Source organism: Streptomyces sp. NPDC001100, assembly GCF_053598575.1.
In genome coordinates, this window is sequence record NZ_JBSFKO010000013.1 from 193,276 (window position 1) to 212,458 (window position 19,183).

Below are 19,183 nucleotides of genomic sequence, written 5' to 3' on the forward strand. Positions count from 1 at the left end.
CCGCCCCCTCCCCCACCGACGCGACTACTCAGCGTAGGCCGGGAGCAACGCTTCCTGTGGCGGAATCCGTGCAATACGGGTCACTCCGGCCGCAGGGCGGGCCGGTGCGCACACCCTCGACTCCCGGATCCGGCACCGGGTTTGGTGGTCAAGGCTGACTGAAGGAAAGACTCGCGCGCCGCAGCCGCCGGAGCAGCTCGGTCACCGCTCAATGCAGGCCGGACGGCCCGCACGGGTCGGTCACAGGGTCTCCTTGATGATTCTGCTGCGGCTCGAACCTCCGGCGGCCAGTACCGCGTCGATGTTCTCGTAGGCCTTGGTGAACTGCGCGGCCAGGTCGCCCCCGCCGACGAGCTTCCCTTCGGCGTCCCACGCGACCTGCCCGGACGTGTAGAGGAGACCGAGGTCGGGGACCGCCAAACCGTGGGAGATCACACCGGTGAGGGGCGGGAGTTCAGCGGGATTCAGCGCGATGGTCGAAGACATGGCGAGGCCTTCCCTCTTGCCGGGAGAATGGGTGTTCCGTCGTTCCCGCGCAATACGCAGCGGGTGTTCGCCTCATTGCGACGCGACGCCGGAATGGGGTGTCGCATCGGCACGGTTGCCGCTCTCGACGCGATCAGTACGGTGGCGTCGGCATCGTCGTTACTGGTGAGACGATGCTCCTTCGACGAGTCGAAATGCACCGAGTCCCCGGCATTGAGTTGCAGCGATACACCCGAGATGTCGAGAGTGAACGCCCCCGACACGACATGCAGCCATTCCTCGCCGACATGTCGCACGGTCTTGGTGTGTTTGCCGGCCGCCAATTCGACCCGGATGACGGACATCGTTTCGCGCGGCCCGCTCAGTACGGTGTAGCGGCCGTCCTGGCCCTCCCGCGTCATCGCCTCGTGCGCGCGCACCAGATGGAAGTCGTCCTGGTCGGGTTCCTGCACCAGTTCACTGATGGATACGCCGTGGACGCGGGCGATCTGCAGCAGACTGCCGTCAAGCCAGGCCGTCCCTTCCTCGTCCGCGCCGAGCGCCCCCCCGGGGCGATCGGTGCCACCTGCCATTCGGCGGGCCCCGGCAGATCGGCGAACGCCTGCCGCAGCCAGGGCAGCATCGCGAACGCCGACTCGCCGGTCACGGGAGCGAAGGCGTCCGCGTAGACCACCTGTCCGATCCGGCCGGGGGCGAGCGCGGCGGCTCCGGTGATCACCATCCCGCCGTAGCTGTGCCCCACCAGAATCGCGTCCCGCACCCCCCGGATTCGAGCAGTTCGGCGCTGTCTCGCGCGTGGACGCCCAGGCCGACGCCAGGCGAGGAGAGCTCTCGACGCTCCGCGAGGCCGGTCAGGGTGGGGGTGAGAACCCGGTGACCGGCGCTCTCCAGCAAGGGACGCAACCGGTCCCACACCCAGCCACCGCCCCACGAACCGTGTACGAGTACGAACGTTGCCATAGCCCGCTCCTCCTGAGACTCAGAGGAAGAAGTGACCCTGGCGCACCGGCAGTTCAGCAACGCCAACATGGCGCGGCACAACTTCAATCTCCTGGCCGACCTCGTGGTGGAGGAAGAGCCCGACGCACTGGAGTAGGGCCGACGAGTCGTGTCAGAGGGCCCACCAGCAGTACAGCCTCCGGTTCCCCGCCACGGCCCGCCGGGCCAGCCCGGACAGCGGCCGGAGCAGCTCCAGCGCCCCGGCGGGCGGCAGACCCACTTCCTCCACGGCCGCGAAGGGCCCCGCCACCAGGCCCAGTTGGTCATCCGTTGCCGAGGCCAACGCGTCCCTGAGTGTGTCGGAGACGCTGACGACGAAGGCGGCTTCGGCCTCGGGGTCCGAGAGCAGTTGTCCGGAGCGCGGACGCGCGCGTGCCTCGTCGTAGGCGCAGTCCGTGAGGAGGCCTTCGAGCCGCGCCATGACGACCACCGGGTCGACGCCCTTCAGGGACAGCCCGTCGAAGACCGACGGATCCGGTCCGCCCGGTGCGTCGAGGACCCCTAGGGCGGCCTCGTCGCTCTCGGCGGAGTAGTAGTCGCAGATCGCCATGCCGTTGATCCTGCCCGATCCCGGGTTCCGGAGGGCGCCTGTCGTACGGTTGCCACTCGGGGTTCGTTAACATAGGGGTGGAAATGGCCGTTTCCGACGACGAGTTGACGCGCGCGCTGCCCGGCATTCTGCGGGAGCACTCGGATCGGATCGGCGAGAAGACCGCCTATCTGGACGACCGGCGTGCCGTCACCTACCGGGAGTTGGAGCGGCGCACCGCCCGGCTGGCAGGCCATCTGGTACGGCTCGGGGTGGGTCGCGGGGACCGGGTCGGGATCCATCTGGGCAACCGGGTGGAGCTGGTCGAGGCCTGGCTCGGCGTGCTGCGTGCCGGCGCGATCGGTGTGCTGCTCAACTCCGCGGCATCGGAGGAGGAGTTGGCGTACTTCCTCGACGACAGCGGCGCCGTCGCGATCGTGACGGAGCAGTCGGTCGCCCAACCGGCCTCCGTACGACGGGTGATCGTCGTCGGACAGGAGGAACCGGCCGACGGCATTCTCGACTTCGAGGAGCTGGCCGCAACGGATTCGGGTACGGCCGCCCGTGACGACCTCGGGCTCGACGAGCCGGCCTGGATCCACTACACGTCGGGCACCACCGGGCAGAGCAAGGGCGTGGTCTCCACGCAGCGCTCCGCACTGTGGTCGGTGGCGAAGGCCTACGTACCGGCGTACGAACTGGAGCAACAGGACCTGCTGCTGTGGCCGTTGCCGATGTTCCACGCCCTCGGCCACTCCGTGTGCCTGCTGGGGGTCGTCTCGGTCGGTGCGACGGCACGCGTCCTCGGACCGGGCTCGAACCTCGCCGAGGCGCTGGCCGCAGAGCCGTTCACCGTCCTGGGCGGGGTGCCCGCCACCTACCGGCTCCTGCTGGAGTCACTGCGCGAGACGGCACGTCCCGTGCCCACGTCGCTGCGGGTGTGTGTCAGCGGAGGGGCGCCCTGTTCGCCCGAGTTGCGGTCCGAGGCCGAACGGGTCCTGGGCGCTCCGCTGCTCGACGGATACGGCTCCACGGAGACCTGCGGGAAGATCGCGATCGAGCGGCTGGACAGCCCGCGTGACGACCTCGCGCGGGGTTTCCCGCTGCTGCTGCTGGACGTCCGGATCACCGATCCGTCCACCGGTGCCGAGGCCGGCGACGGGGACGAGGGCGAGATCTGGGTGCGCGGTCCCGGGCTGATGGCCGGCTATCACAACCGTCCGGAGGCGACCGCCGCGGCGTTCACCGACGGCTGGTACCGCACCGGGGATCTCGGCCGACGCGACGCGAACGGCCATCTCCATGTCACCGGCAGAGTCAAGGAGCTCATCATCCGGGGCGGTGTGAACATCAACCCGCCTGAGGTGGAAAGGGTGTTGCTGGCCCGCCCCGACATCGTCGACGCCGCTGTCGTCGGCCGGCGCCACGATGTGCTGGGCGAGGTTCCGGTGGCCTTCGTCGTCCCCGGCCCGGACGGGGTCGACACGGAGCGCGCGCTCGCCGCCTGCCGGGAGCGGCTGTCCGGATTCAAGGTGCCGGACGAGATCTATCCGACCGCGTCCCTTCCCCGCACCGCTTCGGGGAAGATCGCCCGCGCCGTGCTCGTCGAGGAGTTGCCCGAGCGCCTCGCCGCGGAACGTACGGCCGCCTCGGCCGCGCTGCGCGAGCGGCTCGCCGCCGCGTCCGACGCCGTGCTCGACCTGGTCCTCGACGTGACGGCACGGACCCTCGACGTCCCCGTCCCGGAGCTGGACCCCGACGTACCCTTCAGCGCGCAGGGGTTGACCTCGCTCGGCGCCGTCCTGCTGCGCGACCGGCTGGGCACCGCCACCGGCCTCGCACTGCCCGCGACGCTGGTGTTCGACCATCCCACGCCCACCGCCGTGACGGACCTGGTGCGCGCCGCGCTCCACGGCGAGAGCCGCCCGGGGCCCGCCCGCACTTCCGCGGGCGACCCCGGGGAGCCCATCGCCGTCGTCGCCATGGCCTGCCGCTATCCGGGTGGAGTGGAGTCCCCGGAGGACCTGTGGCGACTGGTCGCCGACGGCACCGACGCGACCTCCGACTTCCCCGCCGACCGCGGCTGGAACGTTTCCGACCTGTACGACCCGGACCCCGACCGCCTCGGCAGGTCGGTCACCCGACGGGGCGGTTTCCTGCACGACGCCGCCGACTTCGACGCGGCCTTCTTCGCCATGTCACCCCGCGAGGCCCTGGCCACCGACCCCCAGCAACGGCTGCTCCTGGAGACGAGTTGGGAGCTGCTGGAGCGGGCGGGGCTGGACCCGGCCGGTCTGCGCGACAGCGACACCGGCGTCTTCGTGGGCGTCATGCACGCCACCTACGCGAGCCGACTGCACCACGGCGGCCACGAGTTGGAGGCGCATCTCGCCCTCGGCTCGGCCGGCAGCGTGGCCTCCGGCCGTATCGCCTACACGCTGGGGCTGCGCGGCCCCGCCGTGACCGTGGACACCGCGTGCTCGTCGTCGCTGGTCGCCATGCATTCGGCCGTACGGTCCCTGCGCGACGGGGAGTGCTCCCTCGCGCTGGCCGGCGGGGTCACGGTCATGTCGTCGCCCGGACCGTTCATCGCGTTCAGCAGACTGCGCGGGCTGGCTCCGGACGGCCGTTGCAAGCCTTTCTCGGCGGCGGCCGACGGTACCGCGTGGGGCGAGGGTGTCGGCCTGGTCCTGCTTGAACGGCTCTCGGACGCGCGCCGCAACGGCCATCCCGTACTGGCCGTGCTGCGCGGCTCGGCCGTCAACTCCGACGGCGCGTCCAACGGTCTCACCGCGCCCAACGGCCCCGCACAGCAACGGGTGATCCACGCGGCACTGGCCGACGCGGGGCTGTCCCCGGCCGACATCGACACCGTGGAGGCACACGGCACGGGCACCGCGCTCGGCGACCCGATCGAGGCACACGCGCTCCTTGCCACCTACGGCCAGGACCGTCCCGCCCAACGCCCGCTGTGGCTCGGCTCGTTGAAGTCCAACCTCGGACACACCCAGGCGGCGGCCGGGGTCGGTGGCGTCATCAAGACGGTGCTGGCGATGCACCACGACCGGCTCCCCCGCACCCGGCACTCCGACGAGCCGTCCCCGCACGTGGACTGGTCGTCGGGCACGGTACGTCTGCTGACCCGGGACGAGGAGTGGCCGCCCGAGGCCGGACGGCCGAGGCGGGCGGCGGTCTCGGCGTTCGGCATCGGCGGGACCAACGCGCATGTGATCCTGGAGGAGGCGGAAGCGGACGCCCCACCGTCCCCGCGCAACGAGGTGACACCCCCGTTGCTCCTCTCGGCCGCCACCCCGTCCGCCCTCCGAGCACAGGCCGCACGCACCGCGACCTTCCTCCGCGAGCACCCCGAACTCCCCCTGCTGGACGTGGCGTTCACCCACGCCACGAGCCGGTCCGGACTCCCCCACCGAGCCGCCGTCACCACCCACGACCGAGCTGCGACACTGACCGCCCTCGACGCCCTCACGGAATCCGCTCCCCCGCACACCGCCGCCTCCACAGCCCGCCTGGCCCTGCTGTTCACCGGCCAGGGCGCCCAACGCACCGGCATGGGCGCGGAGTTGTACGACTCCTTCCCGGTGTTCGCGACCGCTTTCGACGCTCTGTGCGCCCGCTTCGACGCCCACCTGGAACGCCCTCTGCGCCCGGTGCTGTGGGACGCGGACAAAGCCGCCCTCCTGGACCGCACGGACTTCGCCCAGGCCGCCCTGTTCACCTACGAGGTGTCCGTCTTCCGACTGCTCAGTTCCTGGGGTGTACGGCCGGACTTCCTGGCCGGGCACTCGGTCGGCGAGCTGGCGGCGGCCCACTGCGCGGGCGTGCTGTCCGAGGCCGACGCCGCCGAACTGGTCGCGGCCCGTGGAAGGTTGATGCGGGAACTTCCGGAGGGCGGCGCCATGGTGGCGCTCGACGCAACCGAGGCGGAGGTGACGGCCGAGCTGCCCGACGGCGTCGCGATCGCGGCCGTGAACGGCCCGCGCGCGGTCGTCGTCTCCGGCGCGGAGGAACCGGTCCTCGCGCTGGCGGAACGCTTCGCCGTACGGGGCCGCCGTACCGTCCGGCTACGGGTCAGCCACGCCTTCCACTCCCCACTGATGGATCCGATGCTCGCCGAATTCGGCCGTATCGCGGGCAAGTTGGCTTACGGCGCCCCCGACATCCCGGTGCTGTCGGGCCTGACCGGGCTTCCGGCCATCGGAGAGGAGCTGCGGTCGGCCGCCTACTGGGTACGGCACGCCCGTGAGGCCGTGCGGTTCGGGGACGCCGTCCACTGGCTGGCGCACGACGGGCGGGTGACCGCGTTCGCCGAGGTCGGCCCGGACGCCCATCTCACGGCCCAGGCCGCCGGGGCCGGCAAGAAGCTCCTCTTCGCCGCGACGGCCCGACGGGACAGCGCCGAGTCACGGACGCTGTTCAACACGCTCGGCCAACTCCACGTGCACGGCGCGGGGTTGGACTGGCGCGGGGTCTACGCGGGCAGCGGCGCCCGGCGGGTGGACGGCCTGCCGACCTATCCCTTCCAGCGGCAGCGCTACTGGCTCCCCGACACCACCAGCGGCGCGTCCGCCGGTTCCGGGCACCCGCTGGTGACGCAGGCGGTCACGGTGCCGGGTACGGAACGGCTGCTGTGCGGCGGCCGGTTGTCCGGCGCGGACCAGCCGTGGTTGCGGGACCACGTCGTGGGCGGACACACCCTCGTGCCGGGCGCGGCCTTCGCCGACCTCGTGCTGCACGCGGGCGACCTGTGCGGGCTCGCCGTTCTGGAAGAACTCGCCCTGCTGAACCCGCTGTTCCTGCCCGACGACGAGGGCGTCCAGATCCAGGTCGTGCTGGGCGAGCCGGACGACTCCGGGCGCCGCGCGGCGGACGTGTACGCACGGCCCGAGGAGTCCGGGGCGCTGGGCACCTGGACACAGCACGCGACCGGCCGGCTCGGCCCGGCCGTGCCGGGCGTCCTGGCCGACGCGGTCCCGCTCACCGTGTGGCCGCCGACGGGTGCCACTCGGGTGGACCTGTCCGAGGCGTACGACCGGGTGGCCGCGGCCGGGTTGGCGTACGGTCCGGCGTTCCAGGGGGTCACCGCGTTGTGGCGGCGGGACGAGGAACTGTTCGCCGAGATCGGTCCATTGCCCGTCACGGACGCCCGGCGCCATGTCCTGCACCCGGCCCTGCTGGACGCCGCCCTGCACCCGGGTCTGCTCGCCGAACCGCCCACCGGCCCGGCCCGGCTGCCGTTCGCCTGGCGGGGTCTGACCCTGTACGCCACGGGCGCGACGGCACTGCGCGTCCGGATGACGAGGCCCGGCCCGGACACGATCACCCTCGATCTCGCGACCCCCACCGGCAAGCCCGTGGCCCGCCTGGAGTCGATGACGACCCGGCCGGCACCGGAGATCGGCCCTACCTCGGCCGCCGAGTTGTACCGGCTGCGCTGGACGAACGCGCCGGCTTCCGGCGAAGTGCCCGCCGTGGCGGTGTCACAGACGGACGACCTGGGCCTGGCCGCGTTCCTCGCCTCCGCCGACGACGAGGCGACCTGGTCCGAGGAGACACCCGAGACCATCGTCGCCTCCCTGGCCGCTCCCGGCGCCCAGGACACGGACCCGGTCACAGAGACACACCAACTCGCCGTACGGGCAATGCAGTTGCTGCAAACCCACCTCGCCGGTTCCGGACGCCTGGCCGTGGTCACGCGCGGCGCCGCCGCGCCGTCGCCCAACCTGTCCGCCGCAACGGTCTGGGGCCTGCTGCGGACCGCGCAGTCCGAGTACCCCGGTCGCCTCACCCTCGTGGACGTGGACGGCCACCCGGAGTCCCTACGACAGCTGCCCATCGCGCTCGCCACCGGCGAACCCCAAATCGCGATACACGACGGCGTGTTGATGGTGCCCAGGCTGACAGCCACGCCCCCTTCCGAGGTCGAGGACTCGCTCACCGGGGGCACCGTCCTGATCACCGGCGGCACGGGATCCCTGGGGGCGATGCTGGCCCGGCACCTCGTCGACCGGCACGGTGTGCGGCGGCTCGTCCTCCTCAGCCGACGCGGTGAACAGCCTCCGGGCGCACGGGAGTTGCGCGAGGATCTGCAACAGACGGGCGCCCAGGTGGATCTGGTGGCCTGCGACATCACCGAGCGGGAGCAACTCGCCGCCGTACTCAAGGCGTTCGGGCCCGACCTGACCGCCGTAGTGCACGCGGCCGGGGTACTGGACGACGGCGTGCTGGCGGCCATGACACCTGAGCGGCTGGCGGCGGTGCTGCGGCCGAAGGTCGATTCGGCCTGGCACTTGCACGAGTCGACGAAGGACCTGCCGCTGGCGCGCTTCGTGCTGTTCTCGTCGGCGGCGGGGCTGCTGGGCAATCCGGGGCAGGCCAACTACGCGGCGGCGAACTCCTTCCTGGACGCGCTCGCGCGCCACCGCTCCCAGCTGGGCCTGCCCGCACTGTCATTGGTCTGGGGCGCGTGGGCGGACGAGGAGGGCATGGCGGCCCGCAGCGGCCGAGCGCACGACGGTCCGGTGCGCGCGGTCTCCCCGGAGCAGGCGTTCGCGCTCTTCGACGCCGCGCTGGGCAGCGCCGAACCGGTCCTGGCGCCACTGCCGTTGGACCGCTCGCCGAGGGCGTTCCCGGCCGGGACGGTCGTCCCGCCACCGCTGCGCGGGCTGCTGCGCACGGGCCGCCCCTCGGCCGCCGCCGCGAGCACGGGCGGCGGCGGAGTGCCGGACGACAGCGCAGGATCATGGCGGGACCGCCTCGCGGCGCTGGCCCCGGCCGAGCGATTGCCCGCCCTGCGGTCACTCGTCCGTATCGAGGTCGCGGCCGTGCTCGGACACACGGAAGTCGGCGCCGTGGACCGGGACTTCGCGGAACTGGGCCTCGACTCCCTGATGCGGGTCATGCTCTGCAACCGGCTGAGCCTGCTGACCGGAACACCGCTGGCGGTCACCGTGGCCTACGACTGGCCGGACACCGACCAGCTCGCCGGGCACCTGTACAGCGAGCTGCGCGGCACGCTGCCCGACGGGCCCACGGCTGCGAGCGTCCCGGCACCGGTGCGGTCCGGTGGGCGCGGTCGCGGAGCCGGGCAGTCGCTGCCCGTCCTGTACCGGCAGGTGTGCGAAACCGGCGATGTCGTATCGGCCATGCACCTGCTGGTGACCGCGTCCATCGGCGCTGCCACCTTCGGCCCCGAGGAGGCCGCCCGGCACTCCCTGCCACCGCTGCGGCTCGCCTCGGGCACCCGGGGGCCGGCCCTGGTCTGCGTTCCGGGCTTCGCCTCCAACCTGGGCCGCCCCTGGTACGCCGGCCTCGCCGCGTGCTTCGAGGGCGAGCGGGACGTGTTCGAGGTGCGGCACTCCGGGATCGATCACGGGGACGCGGTGCCACGGGACCTGGAGACGCTGACCGCGTCGCACGCCGCGACCGTGCGCCACCAGCTCGGGGATCGCCCCTACGTAGTGGTCGGCCATTCCATGGGCGGTTCGGCCGCCCACGCGCTCACCACCCACCTGGTGGGCCTCGGCGCTCCCCCGGCCGGGCTCGTCCTGATCGACTCGTACCACATCACTCCGGACCGGGAGGCCGAGCCGTGGCTGCTGTCCCTGCCCGCCCGGATTCCACTCGCGGCCGGCGAGGGATTCGACACACTGGTGGACGATCTGACGCTCCTGTCGCTGGGCGCGTACACGCGAATGTTCCGCGGCTGGCAGCCCGAACTCACGCGGGTGCCGAGCCTGTTGGTCCGGGCCTCCGCTCCACTGGCGGACATGCCGCCCCAGTGGCGGTCGTCCTGGCCCGGCGTGCGGCACACGGCGGATGCCCCCGGCACTCATCTCAGCGTGCTCGAAGAGGACGCGCCGACCACCGCCAAGGCCGTCCGCGACTGGATCGACGGCCTCGCATAGCCCGACGGGAGATCGAATATCTGTGTTCGCGGCATGAGAAACGGAATTCACGGCCGCACACTCACGATCGCGCCGTGCTACTATTGATCTCAGTTGCAGTTGTGGTTGCCAAACCCTTCAGATGCCCGCACCGCCCTCCGAGGCGGTGGAGCATTTTTTTGTGTGTCCGGTTTTTCTTCCGGCGGGGTGATCATCACGGCGACACGGAGCCCGCACAGTGCGGACTCCGCTGACCGCCCCGAAGGAGAACAAAATGGCCAGTGGCACAGTGAAGTGGTTCAACGCGGAAAAGGGTTTCGGCTTCATCGAGCAGGACGGTGGCGGCGCTGACGTCTTCGCCCACTACTCGAACATCGCCGCCCAGGGCTTCCGCGAGCTGCAGGAGGGTCAGAAGGTGACCTTCGACATCGCGCAGGGCCAGAAGGGCCCGACGGCCGAGAACATCGTTCCTGCGTAACACCGACGTTAACTTCGCAGCTGGGGCCCGCACCTTGGGGTGCGGGCCCCAGCTCGCTGCATTTCCCAAGCTTTCGGCGATATTCCGCCGAAGCCACCGGCTCGTTCTTGCGATTCTCTGCGCCGTTCATTCACCGCGGGAATTCCTTGATACGTGCCACATCAAGGAAGGTTCCACATTTTGAACCGCGCACGTACGAATGACCGTTTCTCGCGAAAGCGCAATGGAAATCCGGAATCCGGAAAGAGCGGCGGCTACCGCTCGGCGGCCCCGTCCGGCAACCGCTCCAGTGCCCCGCGCCGCTCCAAGGGCGGCGGTGGCCGACCGGTCGCCCTGCAGGGCGAGTTCGCGCTGCCGAAGACGGTGACCCCCGGCCTTCCCGCCGTGGAGTCGTTCGCCGAACTCGACATGCCCGCCAAGCTGTTGGCCGCGCTCGGCCACGAGGGCGTCACCGTCCCGTTCCCGATCCAGGCCACCACCCTCCCCAACTCCCTTGCCGGGCGCGACGTTCTCGGCCGCGGCCGTACCGGCTCCGGCAAGACCCTCGCCTTCGGCCTCGCGATGCTGGCCCGTACGGCGGGCCGCCGGGCCGAGCCGCGTCAGCCGCTCGCACTCGTCCTCGTCCCGACCCGCGAGCTGGCCCAGCAGGTCACCGACGCGCTCACCCCGTACGCCCGCGCCGTCAGTGTGCGGATGACCACCGTCGTCGGCGGTATGTCGATCGGCCGCCAGGCCGGGGCACTGCGCGGTGGCGCGGAGGTCGTGGTCGCGACGCCGGGACGGCTCAAGGACCTGATCGACCGCGGCGACTGCCGCCTGGACAACGTCACCATCACCGTCCTCGACGAGGCCGACCAGATGGCCGACATGGGCTTCATGCCCCAGGTCACCGGCCTGCTGGACCAGGTGCAGACGGGCGGCCAGCGGATGCTGTTCTCGGCCACCCTGGACCGCAATGTGGACCTCCTGGTCCGCCGCTACCTGACCGACCCCGTCGTCCACTCCGTCGACCCGTCCCAGGGCGCGGTCACGACGATGGAGCACCACGTCCTGCACGTCCACGGCACGGACAAGCAGCGGGCGACCACCGAGATCGCGGCGCGCGACGGCCGGGTCATCATGTTCCTGGACACCAAGCACGCGGTGGACAAGCTGGTCAAGCACCTGCTGAACAACGGCGTCCGTGCGGCCGGGCTGCACGGCGGCAAGTCCCAGCCGCAGCGCACCCGCACCCTCGCGCAGTTCAAGGACGGGCATGTGACGGCGCTGGTGGCGACCAACGTCGCGGCGCGCGGCATCCACGTCGACAACCTGGACCTGGTCGTCAACGTCGACCCGCCCACCGACCCCAAGGACTATCTGCACCGCGGCGGCCGTACGGCCCGTGCGGGCGAGTCCGGCAGTGTCGTGACGCTGGTCACCCCCGACCAGCGCCGTGACTTCACCCGCCTGATGACCATGGCCGGCGTGACCGCCGAGGTCACCTCGGTACGGTCGGGCGAGGAAGAGCTGACCCGGATCACCGGCGCCCAGGCCCCCTCCGGCGTCCCGGTCGTCATCACCGCCCCGGTCGTGGAGCAGCGCGAGCGCCCCCGCCGCAGCCCCTCCTCCTCGTCGTCGCGCGGCCGTCGTGGCCGTCCGGCCGGCGAGGGCCGGACCGGCGGCGGCACGGCCCGACGCGGCGGCAGCGGCGGTGCCGGCGGAAGCGGCAGGGGACAGCGACGCTCGTCCTTCGGCCCCGCGGCCTAGGGATCAACTCGGCCTCTTCGGCGGCCTGTTCGGACGGCATCTCCTTCTCTCTGTGAGGCAACATGCGTTGTGTCATCGCCCGGTATCCCTTCGATCTCACCAAGCTGGGAGTCCTGGAGACGATGAAGGGCATCAAGCCCGAACTGGTCACGGGTGAGTCCGTGACCATCGGGCGGCGCCGCTACCCCGTCAAGCAGGTGGGGCAGGTCATCACCCGGCAGGACCCGCGCGACTTCAACAGCGGCGAGGTCATCCGGGCCATGACCCGGCTCGGCTTCACCTGCCACGGCCTGCCGGAGGCGGTGCCCGTGCACGTCCTCACCCCGATGGAGAACGCGTCGGCGCTGCTGGGCACCGGCGCGCCCCAGGAGGCGTAGGAACGACAGCAGTACCACCGTGAGGGCCCTGCCGACGCGCGTCGGCAGGGCCCTCACGGCGTTCGGCGGCCCAGGAGGGACCCCTCGGAACGAGCAGATGAACAGCGGGTTAGCATATGAGCGCCGCCTAGCTCGAAAGAGAAACCTGTGCCTGTCAACGAGGACTCGTTCACCAACTGGAAGCACCGCGAGGAAATCGCGGAGTCGATGATCCCGATGATCGGGAAGCTGCACCGCAAGCGGGACGTCACCGTCCTGCTGCACAGCCGCTCCCTGGTCAACAAGTCGGTGGTCAGCATCCTCAAGACCCACCGGTTCGCCCGCCAGATCGACGGCGAGGAACTCTCCGTCACCGAGACCCTGCCGTATCTGCGGGCGCTCACCGCGCTCGACCTGGGTCCCTCCCAGATCGACATCGGCATGCTCGCCGCCACCCACCGCACCGACGAACGCGGCCTGACCGCCGAGGAGTTCACCGCCGAAGCCGTCGCCGGTGCCACCGGCGGCAACAAGATCGCTTTCCGCGAGGGCCGCGACGTCGTGCTCTACGGCTTCGGCCGCATCGGCCGCCTGGTCGCCCGCCTGCTCATCGAGAAGGCCGGCTCGGGCAACGGACTGCGGCTGCGCGCCATCGTCGTACGCCAGGGCGGGGACCAGGACATCGTGAAGCGCGCCTCGCTGCTGCGCCGCGACTCGATCCACGGCCAGTTCCAGGGCACGATCACCGTCGACGAGGCGAGCAACACGATCATCGCCAACGGCAACGAGATCAAGGTCATCTACGCGAGCGACCCCTCCGAGGTCGACTACACGGCGTACGGCATCAAGGACGCCATCCTCATCGACAACACGGGCAAGTGGCGTGACCGGGGAGGCCTTTCGCAGCATCTGCGGCCCGGCATCGACAAGGTCGTGCTGACCGCGCCCGGCAAGGGCGACGTCCCCAACATCGTGCACGGCGTCAACCACGACACCATCAAGCCGGACGAGCAGATCCTGTCCTGCGCGTCCTGCACCACCAACGCGATCGTGCCGCCGCTGAAGGCGATGGCCGACGAGTACGGTGTGCTGCGCGGGCACGTGGAGACGGTCCACTCGTTCACCAACGACCAGAACCTGCTGGACAATTACCACAAGGCCGACCGCCGCGGCCGTTCGGCGCCGCTCAACATGGTGATCACCGAGACCGGTGCCGCGTCCGCCGTGGCCAAGGCGCTGCCCGACCTCAAGGCCCCGATCACCGGCAGCTCGATCCGCGTCCCGGTGCCGGACGTCTCGATCGCGATCCTCAGCCTGCGGCTCGGCCGCGAGACCACCCGCGCCGAGGTCCTCGACCACCTCCGCGACGTCTCGCTGACCTCCCCGCTCAAACGGCAGATCGACTTCACCACCGCCCCCGACGCCGTGTCGAGCGACTTCATGGGCTCCCGCCACGCCTCGATCATCGACGCGGGCGCCACCAAGGTCGACGGCGACAACGCCATCCTCTACCTCTGGTACGACAACGAGTTCGGCTACTCCTGCCAGGTCGTCCGGGTCGTCCAGCACGTCTCCGGGGTCGAGTACCCGACATACCCGGCACCCGCCGTCTGACCACCGGAACACGCTGAACGTACGACGGCCCGGCCGCCCCGGTATGGGCGGCCGGGCCGTTGTCGGTCGCAGCCGGGCGAGGCGTCAGCGAGTGCTGCGCTTACCCCGATACAGCACGACGAATCCGGCGACGAGCAGCAGCGCGCCGGCCACCGCCGGCCACAGGTTCGCACCGGTCTCCGCCAGGCCGCCCTGTGCCTGCGGCTGGTTCGGGCCTACGGCGGCGTAGCTCTCGCCGCCCGAGGACGACGCGGGCGGCGTCGCCACCGGACTGCCGACCTGACCGCCGGCATTGTTGCCCGAACTTCCCTGCGCCTCGGTCGACTTGGACCCTTCGGTCTTCGTGTCGGCCTTGGGGACCGACACGGCGGTCGTCAGGTCTCCGGGGTCGGTGGTCTGGGTGTCCGGGGCGCTGGTCGCGGGCTCGGCGGTGGGCTGGTCGTCGTTGCCGCCGGTCCCTCCGTTGTCGCCGCTGCCCGCGTTGTCGCCGCTGTTTCCGCCGCTCCCGCCGTCGCCACCGTTTCCGGCCGGCTCGTCGGACGCGGTCTCGGTGGGCGTCGCCGTGGCGGATTCTGTGGCCGTAGGAGACTCCTGCGGCTGACCCGTACCGCCGTCAGAACCGGAGCCGCCGCCCGAACCCGAGCCACCGGCCGTACCCGAGCCGTTGTCCCCGCCGGTGCCGCCGCCGGAGCCCGAACCGCCGCCCGTTCCCGGGTCGTTGTCCGTGCCGGCGCCGCACTTCTCACCGCTGTTGATGCAGGTGACCATGTCGTTCATCAGGCTCTCGGAGAAGACGTTGATGAAGTCGCCGTGGTCGGTGACGGGCTTGTGCTGCTGCTCGGGGAAGGAGTCCACCGCGAACAGCGGGCTCGTCTTGCCGCCGTCCTGGAGGCTCGGCGCGTTGACGGCGTAGACGATCCGCTGCACCAGCTGCGGGATGGCCTTGAAGCCCGCCGGGCAGGCGCCGTCGGCGGCCTCGAAGGCCACGTGGGTGCGGTGGTTGGCGCTGTCGATGTTGCGGCCGTCCCAGCAGCTCTGGAACTTGAAGGTGCGCACCACGTCGCTGCCCGCCGGGCACAGCGGGTACTTGTCCTTGAGCTGCCGGTCCTCGAACCCGGTGCAGCTCCAGGAGGCGTTGGCGTTGGCCGGGCCGTTGACGAAGGCCTTGGCGTCGCCGGTGATGATGCGCAGGAGGCGCGGCATCGCGACGACCTTGCTCTGCGGGTTGCCCTCGAAGGTCAGGGTGACCTGCTTGGCCGTGACGATCTCACCGGTGTTGCCCTCGGTGCCGCCGCCGGGCTTGTCGGCGTCCCGCTCCTGCTTGCCGTTCTGCAGGCGCAGCACGGGCCAGTAGTAGGTGGACTTGTCGCCCGGGTTCTCGCAGCTCGTGTCGGCGTTCGCGAGGTCCTGGTCGCTGGCGAAGGCGTTGTTGGACTGGTTGCCGATGTAGTCGTGGAAGTGGTGGGCGCCGTTGCTCACTCCGGGGGCGACGATCACGTTGTCGGAGTTGAACAGGCCGTTCTCGTTCACCCCGCAGGCGGTGACGAACGTGCCGCGGGAGGCGCCCGCCTGCTCCTGCGGAGCGTTCACGTTCGGCTGTACGGAGGTGATGTCCGCGTAGTCCGAGGCGACGGGCCCGTTGGTGGTCTGCTGGCCCTGACCGCCCTGACCGCCCTGGCCGGAAGCGCTGGCGCTGGCACTGGCACTCTGGTTGTCGCCGTTGCCGCCCTGGTCGCCCGTCTCGTTCGTGGGCGCGATCAGGGTGCAGCCGGCGAGGGCGTCGAGCCCCTCCGGGCGGTCCCCGACACGTGCGATGGCGTCGTCGATCCGTCCGATCGTCGCCGCCCGCTTCTCCTTCAACGGATTCATGATCGCGTTGTCGGCGAAGGAGGCGTCCTGCCGTATGGACTCCGTCGAGTCCCGGAGTTTCTGGTAGGCCTCGGTTATCTGCTGGTCCAGATTCGCGAGTTCCTTGTCGACGTCGGCCTTCGCCCCGTCCGGCACCGTCGTCAACTGGGTGCCGATGTCCGGGCAGTCGATCGTCGCGCCTCGCGATGCCGCGTCCGGAGAACCTTGTTGGGCGGAGTCACCGCCCCAACCGCCTTCGGACGCCGACGCGTAGACGTTCGCCGCCACCAGTCCTCCGCCGCCCAGCATCAGGGCGACTGCTGCCATCGTCGCGCGTCGTGCGCCTGTGGGGCGTCTGCGCGTGTTGCGTGCCAAGGAAGTTGCTCCTACACGTATCGGTCGGCCCGGCTCGTTCCGGCATGGAAATCCCCCGACCCAATACGGAGCCCGGTCCCGATGTGTTCAACCGTCCCAGAAATTCATAGCGACCTCTTATGGATCACCCGCCCCGGCGGGCCTCTGACCCCTCGACACACCAGGGCGAGGTAAAGGTCACAAATACGTATCGGACATATCGCGCTTCAACCTTCACACGAGGCACACACGTTGGCTAAGTTGACGTCCAGGCCGTACGACCTACTCCGGCGATCGGCGCCGGGCCGCACGGCTTGCGCCGAGTCCGGCGTGCCGCTCGCGGCAGCCGGAGCCGGGGACCCAACCGAACTTGGGGTGAATCGGTCCAACCGCCCTTCAGGGCACGGACCGTAGGGCAAACCTTCCGTGATCGACGCCCGAACCCGACAGCTAACCCGGTAGGCGCGAAGCGGAAGGAGCACGTCTGCCATGCCGGCAGAACGACGCACGCGCACCGGAGGCAGTGGCCCCACCGTGGACGACCGACCCAGCCGCGACGAAGTCCAGCGGCGGATCAACTCCCTTTACGACAGGGCCGAGACGGCCACCGGAAACTACAACGCCACGCGTGCGATGTCCGGGAAACCGCGCAAGCGTGTCGAGTCCCGCCCCGGCGCGTCACGTCCTTCCGACCCCGCCGTCGAAGCCGTCACCCGGCAGCTGTTCGACCGCGCCCGCACCCAACTGGGCCCGACCGTACCGGCGATCCTGCCGCCCGGCAGAACCCCGGCCCGCCCGGCCGAGTCCCGACCCGAGCGGTCCGAACGTCGTCCCGAGCCCCAGGGCACCGGCCTCGCGCTCGAAGCGCAGCCCGGCCGCGCCGTGGCCGAACTGACCGCGGGGACAATCGCCGCACCGGAGCTCACTGCCCCGCAATTCACGTCACCCGTAGCGGAGTTGACCGCAGCCCCCATCGCCGCCCTGCCTCCCGCCGCACAGCAGACACAGCAGTCCCCTGTGATGCCGCAGATGTCGCAGACGCAGGCACCTCAGGCTCAGGTGCCGCAGATGTCCCAGATCGCCCAGATCGCACAGATGGCTCAGGCTCAGATGGCGCAGACGCCTCCGGCGACCGTCCTCGACCTGCCGCCGGTACCGCCCGCCCCGGCCGTGGATATGCCGCCCGCGCGCGTCATGGCACCACAGCAGTTCGCGACCGCACCTGCACCGGCCTTCGACCCGCTCACCGCGAGCCTGGACCTGCTCCCGGCCATCGGCGCACCGCGCACCGAGACCGCGCCGACGGGCGCCACCTGGCCGCCCCCGGAGACGGCCTGGCCCGCCCCGGAGACCACTTGGTCCACCGGGCAGATGCCCGTGGTGGAGCAACAGACCTGGGCGACAGGGCAGATGCCCGCGGTGACCCAGCAACAGCCTTGGTCCACCGGCCAGTTCCCGGCAGTGACCGAGCAACAGATGTGGTCCACCGGGCAGATGCCCGCAGTGACCGAGCAACAGATCTATTCCACAGGGCAGATGCCCGCGGTGACGGAGGAACCTGCTTGGTCCACCGGGCAGATCCCTCTGATCCCCCAGCAGCCCACGGCCCAGCCCGACTGGCAACCCGCACCGGAACCGTCCTGGCGCCCGCCGCAGCAGGAGTGGCAGCCGACCGCCCCCGCCCCCGAGGTCTCCTTCGCCGCGGCCCCCTCCGTCGCCCCCACGCTCGCACCCTCCGCCCCTCCGGCCATGGCCCCGGAAGTCACACTCCCGCCGGCCCCGGCCATGAGCCCGGCGCCTGCCGCCGTCACCGCACCGGACGCCGGCACCCAGAGCAAGACCGCCACCGCCCTCGCCTTCGCCCGCGCACAGATCGGCAGGCCCTGCCTGTGGGGTGCGGCGGGACCGGACGCGTACGACTGCTCCAGCCTCACCCAGGCCGCCTGGAAGGCAGCGGGCGTCCTGCTCCCGCGCACCGCCCAGGAACAGTCGGGCGCGGGCGCCCTCGTCCCCCTCACGGACATCCGCGCCGGCGACCTGATCTTCTTCTACGACAGCATCGACCACGTCGGTCTCTACACCGGCAACGGCCTCATGATCCACGCGCCGAGCCCCGGCACGCCGATACGCGAGGAGTCGATCTTCTACGCCGGTTCCGCCGCCATCCGGGGCGCCGTCCGGCCCGCCTGAGCCGCTCGGGGCCGGGGTTTCCCGGCCCCGGTCGTGTGCACCCCGCCACTCCCGGCGGCCCGCGTCGTTGGTCTGTACGAGTGGTGGAACCCAGGACACGGTCGTAGCGTCGAACGAGAAGAGCGACGACGACCGTGTCTCGCCGGGCGGGCCCACCGCCGGTGCGGGTGCGGAGCGACGGGTACGAACAGGCGGCCGGGAGCGGACATGTACAAACACACCATCGTCGGACTCGTCACGGTCTGTGCCGCCGCCCTGCTCGCTCCGGCCGTGGGCACCTCGTCCGCGGCCCCGGCGACGGTGAAAGCGGCTCCGGTCGTCCAGCGGCAGCCCGCGGTCCCCGTGCTGGTCGACTGCCTCTGGCATCCCGAGGTGCGTCCCGCCGATTTCGTGCTCGCCTGCGGCGACGGCAACAGCCGCCTGGCGTCGCTGCGTTGGACCAACTGGGACGCCAACTCCGCGACGGCGACGGGCGTCAACTGGGTGAACGACTGCAAACCCTATTGCGCGGCGGGCAAGTTCCACTCGTACCCGGTCGTGGTCTGGCTCGACAACGCCCAGACGTGGAAGCGGCATCCGGGGGTACGGCAGTACGGCCGGATCAGCCTGACGTACACCGCCGGAAGGCCGGACAGGTTCGCGCACGTCGTGACCTATCCCCTGTGGAACTGAACCG

General features: G+C 71.0%; 11 protein-coding genes, 1 pseudogene and 1 riboswitch. Of the genes and pseudogenes, 7 read left to right on the forward strand and 5 right to left on the reverse strand.

The window, feature by feature from the left end:
- Window positions 1-240: 240 nt before the first annotated feature.
- The 4 genes and pseudogenes from ACWDEW_RS21060 to ACWDEW_RS21075 all read right to left on the reverse strand — a co-directional run bounded on the left by ACWDEW_RS21060 (window position 241) and on the right by ACWDEW_RS21075 (window position 2,035).
- Window positions 241-486 carry a RidA family protein gene (locus ACWDEW_RS21060; RefSeq protein WP_450514477.1) on the reverse strand — a complete coding sequence of 82 codons (246 nt, stop codon included), beginning with the start codon at window positions 484-486 and terminating at the stop codon, window positions 241-243.
- Window positions 465-1,058 carry a cupin domain-containing protein gene (locus ACWDEW_RS21065; RefSeq protein WP_450514478.1) on the reverse strand — a complete coding sequence of 198 codons (594 nt, stop codon included), beginning with the start codon at window positions 1,056-1,058 and terminating at the stop codon, window positions 465-467. Before ACWDEW_RS21065 ends, ACWDEW_RS21060 begins: the two co-directional genes overlap by 22 nt.
- 38 nt (window positions 1,059-1,096) lie before the next feature.
- Window positions 1,097-1,417: pseudogene (locus ACWDEW_RS21070) on the reverse strand (alpha/beta fold hydrolase); the annotation flags it as partial.
- A 180-nt stretch (window positions 1,418-1,597) separates the two neighbouring features.
- Window positions 1,598-2,035 carry a hypothetical protein gene (locus tag ACWDEW_RS21075; protein WP_450514479.1) on the reverse strand — a complete coding sequence of 146 codons (438 nt, stop codon included), beginning with the start codon at window positions 2,033-2,035 and terminating at the stop codon, window positions 1,598-1,600.
- 83 nt (window positions 2,036-2,118) lie between these two features.
- Between ACWDEW_RS21075 and ACWDEW_RS21080 the strand changes: the two genes are divergently transcribed.
- The 5 genes from ACWDEW_RS21080 (at window position 2,119) to ACWDEW_RS21100 (ending at window position 14,115) form a co-directional block, all read left to right on the forward strand.
- Window positions 2,119-9,939 carry an SDR family NAD(P)-dependent oxidoreductase gene (locus ACWDEW_RS21080; protein ID WP_450514480.1) on the forward strand — a complete coding sequence of 2,607 codons (7,821 nt, stop codon included), beginning with the start codon at window positions 2,119-2,121 and terminating at the stop codon, window positions 9,937-9,939.
- Window positions 9,940-10,192: 253 nt separating this feature from the next.
- On the forward strand, window positions 10,193-10,396 hold the full coding sequence (locus ACWDEW_RS21085) for a cold-shock protein (protein WP_019056860.1): 204 nt from the start codon (window positions 10,193-10,195) through the stop codon (window positions 10,394-10,396).
- Between the two features lie 180 nt (window positions 10,397-10,576).
- Window positions 10,577-12,145, forward strand: coding sequence for a DEAD/DEAH box helicase (locus ACWDEW_RS21090; RefSeq protein ID WP_450514481.1), 1,569 nt, complete (start codon window positions 10,577-10,579; stop codon window positions 12,143-12,145).
- 62 nt (window positions 12,146-12,207) lie between these two features.
- The gene (locus tag ACWDEW_RS21095; protein ID WP_450514482.1) at window positions 12,208-12,522 is read left to right on the forward strand and encodes an SCO5918 family protein; all 315 of its coding nucleotides are present in this window, start codon (window positions 12,208-12,210) and stop codon (window positions 12,520-12,522) included.
- Window positions 12,523-12,669: 147 nt separating this feature from the next.
- Window positions 12,670-14,115, forward strand: a complete 1,446-nt coding sequence (locus ACWDEW_RS21100; RefSeq protein ID WP_450514483.1) for a glyceraldehyde-3-phosphate dehydrogenase — start codon at window positions 12,670-12,672, stop codon at window positions 14,113-14,115.
- Between the two features lie 84 nt (window positions 14,116-14,199).
- Here ACWDEW_RS21100 and ACWDEW_RS21105 read toward each other — a convergent pair whose 3' ends face one another.
- Window positions 14,200-16,290, reverse strand: a complete 2,091-nt coding sequence (locus tag ACWDEW_RS21105) for a DUF1996 domain-containing protein (RefSeq protein WP_450514484.1) — start codon at window positions 16,288-16,290, stop codon at window positions 14,200-14,202.
- Between the two features lie 334 nt (window positions 16,291-16,624).
- Window positions 16,625-16,798, forward strand: a riboswitch (cyclic di-AMP (ydaO/yuaA leader).
- Between the two features lie 53 nt (window positions 16,799-16,851).
- Between ACWDEW_RS21105 and ACWDEW_RS21110 the strand changes: the two genes are divergently transcribed.
- Window positions 16,852-18,507 carry an NlpC/P60 family protein gene (locus ACWDEW_RS21110; RefSeq protein ID WP_450514485.1) on the forward strand — a complete coding sequence of 552 codons (1,656 nt, stop codon included), beginning with the start codon at window positions 16,852-16,854 and terminating at the stop codon, window positions 18,505-18,507.
- Between the two features lie 207 nt (window positions 18,508-18,714).
- Window positions 18,715-19,179: a hypothetical protein gene (locus ACWDEW_RS21115; RefSeq protein ID WP_450514486.1), complete on the forward strand. Its 465-nt coding sequence runs from the start codon at window positions 18,715-18,717 to the stop codon at window positions 19,177-19,179.
- Window positions 19,180-19,183 lie beyond the last annotated feature (4 nt).

Bases quoted from the DNA above. Each gene is read 5' to 3' on its own strand.
- ACWDEW_RS21105 (WP_450514484.1), bottom strand. From the start codon at position 16,290: ATGGCAGCAGTCGCCCTGATGCTGGGCGGCGGAGGACTGGTGGCGGCG.
- ACWDEW_RS21115 (WP_450514486.1), top strand. From the start codon at position 18,715: ATGTACAAACACACCATCGTCGGACTCGTCACGGTCTGTGCCGCCGCC.
- ACWDEW_RS21060 (WP_450514477.1), bottom strand. From the start codon at position 486: ATGTCTTCGACCATCGCGCTGAATCCCGCTGAACTCCCGCCCCTCACC.
- ACWDEW_RS21085 (WP_019056860.1), top strand. From the start codon at position 10,193: ATGGCCAGTGGCACAGTGAAGTGGTTCAACGCGGAAAAGGGTTTCGGC.
- ACWDEW_RS21080 (WP_450514480.1), top strand. From the start codon at position 2,119: ATGGCCGTTTCCGACGACGAGTTGACGCGCGCGCTGCCCGGCATTCTG.
- ACWDEW_RS21095 (WP_450514482.1), top strand. From the start codon at position 12,208: ATGCGTTGTGTCATCGCCCGGTATCCCTTCGATCTCACCAAGCTGGGA.
- ACWDEW_RS21075 (WP_450514479.1), bottom strand. From the start codon at position 2,035: ATGGCGATCTGCGACTACTACTCCGCCGAGAGCGACGAGGCCGCCCTA.
- ACWDEW_RS21065 (WP_450514478.1), bottom strand. From the start codon at position 1,058: ATGGCAGGTGGCACCGATCGCCCCGGGGGGGCGCTCGGCGCGGACGAG.